Genomic DNA, 12,706 nt, shown 5'->3' with positions numbered 1-12,706 from the left:
TTACTTTGGACTTTTAGTTTTCTTGTAAATTTTTAGCTAAATCTTTAGCACCTTTTAAATCTACCTTACCTGAACCTAAAAGAGGAATTTGTTCCACTTTAAAATATTTACTTGGCTTAAAAATCGCAGGCATGGTGGAGTTTTTAATCGCTTCACAAATTCCTTTGAAATCTTGTTCTTGACACTCAATCAGTAAACATACCGCCTCGCCTTTTTTATCATCTTCTAGCGCAACAGCGCAAAATTTTACCACTTCGGTGTTTATAAATTTAGCAATTTCTTCTTCTAAGGCTCCTAAAGATACCATCTCACCACCAACTTTTGCAAAACGAGAATAGCGATCTATGATATATAAAAAGCCATCTTCATCCACATGCCCTTTATCGCCAGTGTTATACCAACGTATGCCATCGATTTCTTTAATCACTTCATCAGTTTTTTCTTTGTTGTTTAAGTAGCCCACCATGACTTGATGACCGCCAATGAGTATCAAGCCATCTTCTCCATGATTTAAGCTTTTATAACTTGAAGGATCTACTATGCGTATTGCACTTCCTGGTAAAGGCATTCCTACGCTGCCTTCTTTGTTTGCACGGTGTAAAATCCAATAATCAGGGTCAAATTTATTTGGTAAATTTACACTTGCAACTGGAGTAGTTTCAGTAGCACCATAGCCTTCGAAAATAGGTTTTTTAAATTTCATTTCAAAAGCGGTTCTTACTTCGTTTTTAAGTTTTTCAGCACCTGAAACAATGATTCTTAAGCTTTCAAACATAATCGCATCAAGTTTTTTATTTCTTGCATAAATACCCAAGAAAGTTGAAGTACCACACATAATGCTTACATTATTTTTTGCTACAGCCTTAGCAACGCCTAGAGCATCGGTTGGATCTGCGTGAGTTACGCTTTTTATCCCTTCTAATAAAGGCAAAAATGTCGTTACGGTTAGCCCAAAAGCATGAAAAGGTGGTAAAGAGGATAAAACTACATCTTCATTCTTCGCACATAATACATCTGAAATTTGTGCTATATTGCTTAATATGTTACGATTGTTTAGCATTACCCCTTTTGGCATTCCTTCACTACCGCTACTAAATAAAATAGCAACTACGGCAAGATTTTGTTTATTAGGTGCAAATAATGTTTTTAACAAGCAAGTAGGCAAAATACTTACTAAAGCAAGCATAGAAAAGATTTTAAACTTTTGAGTTTTAAAACTTGCGATTACATCTTCCATAAAAATAAGTCTAACATGGGTTTCAAATTCTAATTTCACACCTTTGCTTTCTAGCTTTTCTATAAATTTTCTAGAAGTGTAAATTTGTTGAATTTGAGAACTTTGTATAGCTTGGTTGATCGCTTTTGTTCCAGCGGTAAAATTTAAGTTTACTACGATTTTATTTGCAAGTAATACGCTTAAATTACAAAGTGAGCTAGCCATAGAAGCAGGGAGTAAAATTCCTATACATTCTTCTTTTGGAGCATAGCTTCCTTGGGTAGGTTGTATATTTAAATCATATGATCGGTTTTTGATAAAAGAACTAAAAACTAAGCTTAGAGCAAGCATTTTTCTATAAGTAATGCCTCCTATGAGTGGGTCAACAATGGCAATTTGATTTAAATTTCTTTTAGCGCTATCAATCCAAGATCTAGCAATGGTGTGCATGCTTTCGCATTGAGATTTCCAAGCAACAAAAGAAAGTTCAAAAACTTTTGCTTTTACTACTTCTTTTTTAGAATGTATTGGCAAACTTTTTCCAAATGCAATAGCGATTTTTCTTTTGCTTATTTTGCGATTTCTTGCTGAAAATTCTTCATCGCTTCTTGAAAAAGCACTTCCCCAAAGCCCTTTGATGTAAAAAGGTAAAATCACTCCATCGCGTTCTTCTAGCTTGGAACAAACCAATTCAAAACCACCTTTAAATTCATTAAGCTGTCCATGGCGTGAAAGTACTCCTTCTGGGAAAAGACAAACTAGATTACCATTTTTAATATGCATAGCGATTAATTCTAAGCTTGATTTGCTTGAAGCGCTAGAAACAGGTATAACACCAAATTTGTCTAAAAATACCTTAATATACCATTTTGAATAAATGCTTCTTTCCATAACAAAATAAATTTTTCTCGGTATGACCATTTGTACTATAGCCCAATCAATAAATGAGATATGATTTCCTAAAAGTAAAGCACCACCTTTTTCAGGGATATTCTCAAAACCTTCTACTAGTAAGCGATAGCGTTGAAAAAAGGCTAGGCTCATTAGCAAACGCACCAAAGAAAAAGGTAATTTACCAAGTACATAAATACTTCCTAGTAGTGCTACAACCATAATAAAATAAAACAAAGTACTTGCTTGTAATTCTAAATAAGCACCCAAGGTAGCTAACATTAAAAAGCCTAGCATAAAGACATTTTGAATGAAGTTGTTTCCAGCTAGTACCTTTCCTAGTTCATTTTCTTTAGCATGAAATTGTATGAGAGAATTTAAAGGTATGATGAAAAATGCACCACATAAGCCAAATACAAAAAATACTGCACTATAGCTTAATAAGGTTTCTAAAAACGGCATTAAAAGACTTATAAGAAAAATACCCAAAGCACCAAGAGGTATAAGACCTAATTCGATATAGTTTTTCGAAAATTTACCACTAATAAGCGATCCTATGATCACTCCTATGCCAGAAAAAGCTAAAGAACACTGTACATAAAAGGTATTTTCGATAAAAAGGTTATTTTTTGCATATACAGGAAAGCTTACTAGATATAGTTGTGATATAGCCCAAAAAAGTGAAATTCCTATAATACAAAGCCAAATGACCTTATGGGAAAATATAGTTTTTAAATTAGAAGCTAAAAGTTTTCCTTGAAAGTATTGTTTTTTATTAAAACTTAAATTTTTATCTTCTTCTTTTAAACTAGGGAGTTTATGTGCCAAAAAAAGTTCCAATAGTGAAAAGGCTATTAAAACAAAACCTAAAGGCGCTATTTGCTGTAAAACATCTGAACTATCGTTAAAATTTGAGTCAAAGAGCATTTCAAAACTTAGAGAAAATACTGCCATACCTGCTAATATAGCTACTATACTAACAGCGTTAACGGCTCCATTTCCCATGGCTAAGAGTTCTTTGCCTACTAATTCTTTAATAAAGCCATATTTGGCAGGAGAATACAAGGCAGATTGTACCCCCATGATAAAAGTCATAGCAAAAGCAAGCCAAAATGCACCAAGATAATAACACAAGCAAATAATGCAGGTTAAAACCACAGAAAAATATGCAGACATCTTCATGATTTTATTTTTAGGGAATTTATCAGCTAAAAAACCTGAAGGTGAAAGCATAAGGACAAAGGGTAGAAGCATTAAGGCATTGACAATAGCGGTTAAAAAAAGTTGAGTACTATCTTCATATACTTTATAGATAGTGTTTTGTATGATGATTTTGTGACCTAAGTCTACAAAAGCATTGATAAAAGCTACTGCCAAAAATGGCAGTACGCCAAAGATTTTTAAAAAATTTCCTTGCATTGAATACTCCATTTAACTTGAAAATCTTATTTTATTATATCAACATTAAATGAAGTTTTATTATTTTCAGTCTTTAAATTCCACCACTTCATCAAAAGCAAAACGAGCTTTTTGTGTGTTTGGGTTGGTATTTATATGGCCTAGGGTGATTAGCATCGAAACTCTTTCTTTGTGAGCGTCTAGTTGGAGGTATTGATTCATTTTTTCTTGATTAAATCCTCCAATCACACATGAGCCTAAATTTAAACTATGAGCTGCATTGATGATATTTGCAATAGCAAGATAACTTTGTTCTTTTGCATAAATAAAACGTTGTTCTAAATTCATAGAATCTATAAACGGTTGATAGGTTTGAATGCGTTTATCAAGCTCTTCTTGACTTATATTGCGTTTTTTAAGCTTCTCTATAAAATAATCCTTAAAATCTGCTCTTGAGATCACAACAATGATAGCAGCACAATCTGCAACATGGGTTTGATTGTTTGCAATGGTAGCGATTTCTTTTTTATGTTTTTCTTGCTGAAAGACAAAAAATTTCCATGGTTCAAGTCCCAAAGAACTAGGGGATAATCTAGCACATTCTAAGATGTATTCTAGGTTTTGCCTAGAAATGCTATCTTTAGTGTAAGATCTAATCGAAGCGCGATTTTGCATTAAATTTAAATAATTTTGCATGATGATTCCTTTTTTGTTTTATCTTATATCTTATTAGCTTTTAAAATTGTTAAAATTATATTTTATTGCTACAATTTTATTTTTACTTCACACAAATGATTTAATATATTTATTTTTAAAGGTGAAAAATGAAAAAGATAGTTTATTTAAGTATATTATTAATCACACTTGCTTTGGGGGTGTATTTTTTCTTTTTTGCAAAAAAGCAAGAGTATAATTACTTAACTTATGAAGTTAAAAGACAGGATATAACTCAGAGTATAGAAGCAGTTGGTGAGGTATATGCAAAAACTCAAGTAGATGTTGGTGCGCAGGTCAGTGGACAAATTACAAAGCTTTATGTGAAATTGGGTGATCATGTTAATGAAGGAGATTTAATCGCTCAAATTGATAAAGATAAACAACAAAATGATTTAGATATTACTAAAGCTAGACTTGAAAGCGCAATGGCAAATTTAGAAAGTAAAAAAATTGCTCTTGAAATAGCTACGGAACAATATGAAAGAGAACAAAAGCTTTATGCTAAAAAAGCTACTTCTTTGGAAAATCTTGAAAATCTTAAAAATACTTTTTATGTTTTAAAAGCAAATGTAGCTGATTTAAAAGCTCAAACCACTCAGCTTGAAATTTCTTTAAAAAATGCTCAAAAAGATTTGGCTTATACTACAATAACTGCTCCTAGCAAGGGTGAAATTATCAATGTTGCAGTTGAAGAGGGTCAAACTGTAAATGCAAATCAAAATACACCAAGTATAGTGCGTTTGGCTGATTTAAGTGAAATGGAAATTCGCATGCAAATAGCAGAAGCTGATATTAATAAAATTAGTGTGGGTAAAAAAGTTAAATTTAGCATTTTAAATGAACCGGATAAAAAATATGAAGCAGTGATTTCTAGTATAGATCCAGCTAATACTACCATTAGTGATGCAACAAGCAATACCAACTTAAACTCAAGTTCAAGCACTAGTACTAGTGCGGTGTATTATTATGCTAGGGTTTTTGTAAAAAATGACAATAATTTTTTACGTATAGGTATGAGTACTGAAAATGAAATAGCCATAAACACACAAGATCAGGTTTTGGTAATACCTACTTTAGCAATAAAAAGTGATACGAATGGCTATTATGTAGAAATTTTAAAAGCGGATGAAAGTAGTGTTAAAATGCCTGTAAAATTGGGTATAAAAGACAGCTTGAATACTCAAATTTTAGAAGGTATAAGCGAAGGTGATTTGGTTATTGTGGGTAAAAATAAAAAATGATATGCTTAGAAAATATTCAAAAAAAGATCAACCATACTACGATTTTAGAAAATATTAATCTTTATATTCAAAAAGGAGAATTTGTAGCTATCATTGGGCAATCAGGTAGCGGAAAAACTTCTCTTTTAAATATTATAGGTACGCTTGATGAGCCAAGTAGTGGAAAGTATTTTTTGGATCAATATGAGGTAACTAAGCTCGATAAAGATGAAAAAGCAAGAATAAGGCGGGAAAAGATCGGTTTTATTTTTCAAAGATATAATTTGCTTAGTCTTTTAAATGCCAAAGATAATGTAGCTTTGCCTGCTGTTTATGCGGGAAAAAACAAGCAAGATCGTCTTGAAAAAGCAAAAAAACTACTTTCTTTTTTGGAACTTGATCACAAAGAATTATCTAAACCAAATGAATTAAGCGGGGGGCAGCAACAAAGGGTTTCTATAGCAAGAGCCTTGATGAATGGAGGAGAATTGATACTTGCTGATGAGCCAACTGGTGCACTTGATTCTAAAAGTGGAAAGATTGTTTTAGAAATTTTAAATAAGTTAAATGAACAAGGACACACTATTGTTTTAGTGACTCATGATAAGGAGATTGCAGTAAAGGCAAAAAGAGTTATAGAAATTAAAGATGGTAAAATTATTAGCGATAGTGGAGCAAAAAAAGCAGAGAAATTTCAAGCTAGGGTTATGCCAAAAGAGAAAAAAAACTTTGTTTTGTTTAAAAATCAACTCTTTGAAAGCTTAAAGATGTCCATTGCGTCAATTGTAGCACATAAGTTACGTTCTTTGCTTACTATGCTTGGTATTATTATAGGGATAGCCTCTGTGGTTTGTGTGGTGGCTTTGGGTCTTGGTGCTCAAGAAAGAATTTTAGCTTCGATTAATTCGATAGGAACAAATACCATAGAAATTGTATCTGGTAGAGATTTGGGGGATATAAGATCTGGTAGGACAACACTTAATTTAAGTGATTTGAAAACTTTAAATTCCTTGCCGTATTTAGAAGCAGTTGAGGCTGAAATTGGTAGAGTTGGAGTAGTAACTTATAAAAATAACTCATTACAAGCAAGAATTCGTGGAGTGGGACCAAACCATCTAAAACTAAGCGGATCTGTGATGGTTGATGGCAGGTTTATTAATGATGAGGATATTAAAGATAACGCAAATATTTGCATTGTAGATGAGAATACTTTGAGAATTTTGTTTGATAATATTAGCACGAAAGATGTTTTGGGTAAAAGTATTATTTTTAACAAACAGCCTTTGATTGTTGTAGGAGTTTCTAAAAAGGTAGATAAAGATGATTTTGGCGCAGATGAAAACACTGTAAAAATATTTACACCTTATTCTACCTTGATGAATAAAATTACAGGTGATAAGAGAATAAGAGTTATTGTAACTAAGGTAAAAGATGAGGTTGAGCCTTCATTAGCCGAAGAAGCTATTGTTAAAATTTTAGAAATTAAGCGCGGTAAAAAAGATTTTTTTACAGTCAATTTAGACAAAATTAAACAAAAAATCGAAGAAAACACTGCTACATTGACTTTATTGATTTCTTCTATTGCGGTAGTTTCGTTGATAGTAGGTGGTATTGGTGTGATGAATATCATGCTTGTTTCAGTGAGTGAGCGTACAAGGGAGATTGGAGTAAGAATGGCAATTGGTGCAAGAAAGGAGGATATTTTAATGCAGTTTTTGATTGAAGCTGTATTGATTTGCTCTTTAGGGGCTATTTTGGGTGTAATGCTTTCTTTTGTGGTTATAGAAGTGTTTAATTCTTTAAAAATAGGTTTTACCATGATACTTTCGCTTGATTCGGTATTTTTAGGACTTTTAAGTTCGGTTGTAATCGGTATTATTTTTGGATTTTTTCCAGCTAGAAATGCTGCAAATTTGAATCCTATTAATGCTTTATCAAAGGAATAAAATGAAAATATTTTTATTGTGTTTTATAGCTTTTTTCTTTAATGCTTGTGTAGGAGTAAAATTAGAGCAAGTATCTCAAGAACAAATAAAAAAAGAGTATTTTGAAGAGTTTAATGCAAGCAAAGCATGGTGGAAAAAATATAATAATCAAGATTTAAATCATATTTTAGATGCTGTAATTAATAATAATAAAGATTTAAATATTGCACGGATAAATTTTTTAAGCACCTTAACAAGATATAAGCTTTTGAAGTTAGATTTATATCCTACTCTAAGCGGTAATTTGGGTGCAAGTGTAAGGAAAAATTTAAACAACGGTTTACAAACGCATGATTTTTCTAATGGGATTATATTAAATTATGAGCTTGACGTGTATGGCAAAATTTCAGATCAAGTTGCAAGTTCTGAGTTTTTAGCAAAAGCAAGTGAGTATGAATTACGTACTTTGGAACTTGACACAGTAAATTTAACAATGAATGCAATTTTTGAGTTGATCTACTTTAATGATGTAGATCGTTTGTTAAATAATCATTTAAAAAATCTTGAAAAAATGCTAGAAATTTATACCACAAAATTTAATTATGGCAAGGTTGAGTATATTGATCTTTTAAACATTAAAAAATCTTTACTAAGTACCAGGCAAAACATCATCGCAAATTTGCAAAATAAAGACTTAACACTTAAAAATATTAAAGACTTACTTGGTAAAGAGGATGAGAATTTAATCAATGCAATATTAGCTTATAGTTTAGATGATTTTTCTATACATAAGCTTAATTTTGATATAGAATTGAAAATGCTTGTTTATAAGCCACAGGTACAGGCAAAGTTAAATCAGCTAAAAGCTTCTTATAAGGACTATTCGAGCATCCAAAAAGGTATTTTGCCTAGTATAAAAATACTAGGGGCTTTAAATGGAAACCATGCAGATATAGATGGGAGTTTTAAATTTTTACTTTTAGGTGGAAATGTAGCCATTGAACTTCCATTTTTGGACTTTTACAGAGTGAAACAAAATGTTAAAATTTCAGAATTAGCCTATCAAGCTCGTTTATTTGAATATAAAGATGTATTGCAAAAAGCCATTCATGAGTTTAAACTTTGTTATGAAAATGATAGATATTATAATGCTTTGTTAAATTTGGTAAAAGATATCAATGCAAATCAAGCAAAAATTACACAACTTTACTATGAAAAGTATGAATTAGGGCGTAGTGAATTAAAAGATTATCTTGATGCAAATACATTGCTTATTAATTCACTCCAAGAACTTAGTAGAGCAAAGCTTTCCTTGCTTAAAAATATTAATTTATACCACAATATTGTTTTGATTTCAGGGTAAAATAGACTTAAAAATGTTTCATTTTGTAATATCACGGTTAAACTGTAATGTTAATTTGTGTTGTTTTAAAGTCATTTAGAATACAATTGATAGATAAATCGAACAAAGGAGAGATATGAAATTTGATTTTTATGCAACGCTAGTTACTATGGTTATAGTATTACTTTTGGGTGTTTTTGTTATTAAAAGGGTAAAATTCCTTCGTGATTATAATATCCCTGAGCCTGTTGTTGGTGGTGGAATTGCTGCGATTGTTCTTTTAATCTTACATAGTTCTTTTTCATTGAATATCAAATTTGATGAATCTATGAAAGATCCTTTAATGCTTGCATTCTTTTCAAGCATTGGTTTGCTAGCTGATTTTTCTTCGCTAAAAAAAGGCGGAAGAAAATTAGCGATTTTCTTGGTAGTAGTAGTTGGTTTATTACTTGCACAAAATATTGTTGGTATAGGTGTAGCAACTGCTATGGGACAAAATCCACTTATGGGGCTTATTGCAGGTTCTGTTACAATGAGTGGTGGACATGGTACAGGTGCGGCTTGGGCGGCTGAATTTATCAAAGAACCTTATTTGTATTCTAGTGCAACTACTGTTGCTATTGCTTGTGCAACATTTGGTCTTATTTCAGGTGGTATTATTGGTGGACCGGTTGCAAGATACCTAGTCAATAAGCATAAATTAGTGGTTCCAAAACAAAACGATGATAAAGATGCGATTTTAAATTTCCAATCTCCAGAAAAAGAAAGATTAATAACTCCATCTTCTTTTATAGAGTCTTTAGCATTGATTGCTTTATGTTTATTAATAGGTAGTGCTTTATCTACTTATATTAAAACCAATACAGGGTTTACTTTGCCAACTTTTGTTTATTGTCTTTTTGTAGGTGTTGTTTTAAGAAATATTTTATCAGCTACAAAAATTCATCATGTGTTTGATAGAGAAGTGTCAGTTTTAGGTAATGTGAGCTTGTCTTTATTTTTAGCTTTAGCATTGATGACAATTAATCTTTGGGATTTAGTTACCTTAGCTTTACCAATGCTAGTTATCTTAGTAGTACAAGTTGCAATGATGGCAGCTTTTGCTATATTTATTACCTTTAGAGTGTGCGGAAAAGACTATGATGCAGCGGTTTTAGCAGCAGGACATTGTGGTTTTGGTTTAGGGGCTACTCCAACAGCTATGGTAAATATGCAAACTGTAACAAATCACTATGGTATGAGCCATATGGAGTTTATTATCGTGCCTTTGGTGGGTGCATTCTTTATAGATATTGTGAATGCTTTAGTGATTAATGCTTTCTTGTATCTACCATTTTTCCATTAAAATCATCTAGCACTAATTTAGTGCTAGATTAATTTTTTATCTTTACTCTTACATAAATGATTTAAAAAGCACTCTTTGCACAAAGGATTTTTGGCTTTGCATGTATAGCGTCCAAAAAGTACCATAGCTTGATGAAGATAGTTGAGATTGTCTTTAAAAATTTTAGTTAAGTCTTTTTCAGTTTCTTCAGGAGTTTTAGCCTTGCTAAGATGAAGTCTATGTGAAACTCTAAAAACATGGGTGTCAACAGCCATGCAATTAGCCCCGCACCATTCTATCATCACTACATGTGCGGTTTTTTGTCCTACTCCTGCCAGACTTTTTAAATCTTGCTCATTTAGAGGAATTTCGCCATTAAATTGCTCACAAACCGCTTGAGCCATTTTGATTAAATTTTGTGCTTTATTATTATAAAATGAGCAAGAATTGATCAAAAGTTTTAAAGATGACAAATTTGCCTTAGCTAAATCTTGCACGCTAGGATAAGCTTTAAATAAAGCCGGTGTGATGAGATTAACTCTTTTATCAGTACATTGTGCTGAAAGCATAACACAAACTAAGAGTTCATAAGCATTGCTAAAAACTAATTCTGTTTTTGCTTGTCCAAAATGCTCTAAAAATAATTTTTTAATTTCTAAATTTCTTTTCATAAACTTATTGTATGTTAATCGGCTTTAAATAAAGTTTAGATATAATAAAATCAACAAAACTATTTCAAAAGGAAAAACAATGAAAAAAATTTCTTTAGTTACTGCGGCTTTATTAACAGGTTTAAGTTTAAATGCTGCGGTGGTTGCAACCCTTGATGGAAACAATATCAGTGATACAGAAGTGAATGAGTTTTTTGCTCCTATGTTAAGAGGTGCTAAAATCACTGATTTGCCAGCTGAACAAAAAAAAGCAATCATTGATCAATACATCATTCAACAACTTGTATTAAAAGACGCTAAAGCTCAAAAAATTGAAAATGACCCTTCTTATAAAGAAGAATTAGAGCGTGCTAAAGAAGCTATTTTGGTAAATATCTATCAAAAGAAAATTTTTGATTCTATTAAAAATAACGATGCGAAAGCTAAAAAATACTATGAAGCAAATAAAGATAAATTTACTAAACCAGCTCAAGTAAAAGCTAAACATATTTTAGTAACTAATGAAAAAGAAGCTAAAGATATCATTGTTCAGCTTAGCAAACTAAGCGGAAAAGCTTTAAATGATAAATTCGCTCAACTTGCAAAAGAAAAATCGATCGACAAAGGTTCTTCGGCTCAAGGCGGTGATCTTGGTTGGTTTGCTGAATCAACTATGGTAAAACCATTTGCTGATGCAGCTTTTTCTATGAAAAAAGGTACTATTTCTAAAACACCTGTGAAAAGTGATTTTGGATATCATGTTATCTTAAAAGAAGATGCAAGAGCAAAAAGTACTATGAGTTATAATGAAGTAAAAGCAGGTATTGAAAGCAATATCAAAATGGAAGAGTTTAAAGAGCTTATGAATAAAAAAGCTCAAGAGCTTCGTCAAAAAGCAAAAGTGGAATATAAATAATGGGTGTATTAGATCTTGTCAAACCAGGTGTTTTAAGTGATGATGATCTAAATACCGTATATAATTATGCAAAGAAAGAAGGATTTGCTATCCCTGCGGTAAATGTTGTGGGGACAAATTCTATCAATGCGGTTTTAGAAAGTGCTAAAAAAGTTAACTCACCTGTGATTATTCAATTTTCAAATGGAGGAGCTAAATTTGTAGCAGGGAAAGCTTGCTCAAAAGCTGATGTGCTTGGTGCTATAAGTGGTGCAAGACATGTGCATTTAATGGCAAAAGCTTATAGAGTTCCAGTGATTTTACACACAGATCATGCTGCTAGAAAATTACTTCCTTGGATTGATGCTTTAATTGAGGCAAATATTGAGTTTAAAAAGGAAACAGGTAAACCTTTATTTAGCTCTCATATGATTGATTTAAGTGAAGAGGATTTAGAGAGTAATTTAAGCACGTGTGAAAATTACTTAAAACAAATGTCTGAACTTGGGATTTCTTTGGAGCTTGAGTTAGGGTGTACAGGTGGAGAAGAAGATGGAGTGGATAATACCAACATCGATAATGCAAAATTATACACTCAGCCTAAAGATGTAGCCTTAGCTTATGAAAGACTTTCTAAGATTAGTGATAGGTTTTCGATCGCGGCAAGTTTTGGTAATGTGCATGGAGTGTATAAACCAGGCAATGTAATTTTAAGACCTGAAATTCTTAAAAATTCTCAAAATTATGTAAAAGAAAAATTTGGCTTAAATGAAGAAAAACCGATCAATTTTGTCTTTCATGGTGGTAGTGGAAGTGATATAGAAGATATCAAAGCAGCACTTAGCTATGGCGTGATTAAGATGAATATAGATACAGATACTCAATGGGCTTTTTGGGATGGTGTGAGAGAGTATGAGTTTAAAAATAAAGCTTATTTGCAAGGGCAAATTGGCAATCCTGAGGGCGATGATAAGCCAAATAAAAAATACTACGATCCAAGAGTATGGCTTAGAGCGGGCGAAGAAAGTATGATCAAACGCTTAGAATGTGCTTTTAGCGATTTAAATTGTATCGATAGAAACTAAGAGTTTTATAACTCTTAGTTGATTTTCCTGTGAAGATTTTCAA

9 protein-coding genes are annotated in these 12,706 nt (G+C 31.9%); 6 read left to right on the top strand and 3 right to left on the bottom strand.

Features of this window, described 5'->3' with window-relative positions; all coding sequences use genetic code 11:
- Positions 1 to 13: 13 nt before the first annotated feature.
- Together CSUB8523_RS05980 and CSUB8523_RS05975 are read right to left on the bottom strand one after the other, a co-directional pair.
- On the bottom strand, positions 14 to 3,526 hold the full coding sequence (locus CSUB8523_RS05980) for a 2-acylglycerophosphoethanolamine acyltransferase / acyl-acyl carrier protein synthetase (protein WP_043019909.1): 3,513 nt from the start codon (positions 3,524 to 3,526) through the stop codon (positions 14 to 16).
- 66 nt (positions 3,527 to 3,592) lie between these two features.
- Positions 3,593 to 4,201, bottom strand: a complete 609-nt coding sequence (locus tag CSUB8523_RS05975; RefSeq protein ID WP_039664112.1) for a nitroreductase — start codon at positions 4,199 to 4,201, stop codon at positions 3,593 to 3,595.
- 128 nt (positions 4,202 to 4,329) lie between these two features.
- Between CSUB8523_RS05975 and CSUB8523_RS05970 the strand changes: the two genes are divergently transcribed.
- From CSUB8523_RS05970 to gltS, 4 genes are all read left to right on the top strand, one after another.
- On the top strand, positions 4,330 to 5,463 hold the full coding sequence (locus CSUB8523_RS05970) for an efflux RND transporter periplasmic adaptor subunit (protein WP_043019908.1): 1,134 nt from the start codon (positions 4,330 to 4,332) through the stop codon (positions 5,461 to 5,463).
- Positions 5,460 to 7,388, top strand: a complete 1,929-nt coding sequence (locus CSUB8523_RS05965; protein ID WP_043019907.1) for a MacB family efflux pump subunit — start codon at positions 5,460 to 5,462, stop codon at positions 7,386 to 7,388. Before CSUB8523_RS05970 ends, CSUB8523_RS05965 begins: the two co-directional genes overlap by 4 nt.
- Position 7,389: 1 nt before the next feature.
- Positions 7,390 to 8,730 carry a TolC family protein gene (locus CSUB8523_RS05960; RefSeq protein WP_039664107.1) on the top strand — a complete coding sequence of 447 codons (1,341 nt, stop codon included), beginning with the start codon at positions 7,390 to 7,392 and terminating at the stop codon, positions 8,728 to 8,730.
- A 115-nt stretch (positions 8,731 to 8,845) separates the two neighbouring features.
- The gene (gene gltS / locus CSUB8523_RS05955; RefSeq protein WP_043019906.1) at positions 8,846 to 10,054 is read left to right on the top strand and encodes a sodium/glutamate symporter; all 1,209 of its coding nucleotides are present in this window, start codon (positions 8,846 to 8,848) and stop codon (positions 10,052 to 10,054) included.
- 23 nt (positions 10,055 to 10,077) lie between these two features.
- On the opposite strand, the gene nth is transcribed toward gltS, so the two are convergent.
- On the bottom strand, positions 10,078 to 10,704 hold the full coding sequence (nth, locus tag CSUB8523_RS05950) for an endonuclease III (RefSeq protein WP_043019905.1): 627 nt from the start codon (positions 10,702 to 10,704) through the stop codon (positions 10,078 to 10,080).
- A gap of 79 nt (positions 10,705 to 10,783) precedes the next feature.
- Between nth and CSUB8523_RS05945 the strand changes: the two genes are divergently transcribed.
- Both CSUB8523_RS05945 and fbaA read left to right on the top strand, forming a co-directional pair.
- Complete coding sequence (locus CSUB8523_RS05945) at positions 10,784 to 11,599, top strand: major antigenic peptide/PpiC-type peptidyl-prolyl cis-trans isomerase (protein ID WP_043019904.1); 816 nt, start codon at positions 10,784 to 10,786, stop codon at positions 11,597 to 11,599.
- Positions 11,599 to 12,663 carry a class II fructose-bisphosphate aldolase gene (gene fbaA, locus CSUB8523_RS05940; RefSeq protein ID WP_039664098.1) on the top strand — a complete coding sequence of 355 codons (1,065 nt, stop codon included), beginning with the start codon at positions 11,599 to 11,601 and terminating at the stop codon, positions 12,661 to 12,663. The genes CSUB8523_RS05945 and fbaA overlap by 1 nt, the downstream gene beginning before the upstream one ends.
- Positions 12,664 to 12,706 lie beyond the last annotated feature (43 nt).

It is taken from the genome of Campylobacter subantarcticus LMG 24377 (genome assembly GCF_000816305.1).
Taxonomy (GTDB): Bacteria; Campylobacterota; Campylobacteria; order Campylobacterales; family Campylobacteraceae; genus Campylobacter_D; species Campylobacter_D subantarcticus.
The sequence above is the reverse complement of the archived record's forward strand: the minus strand, read 5'-3'. Positions and strand labels throughout refer to the sequence as shown.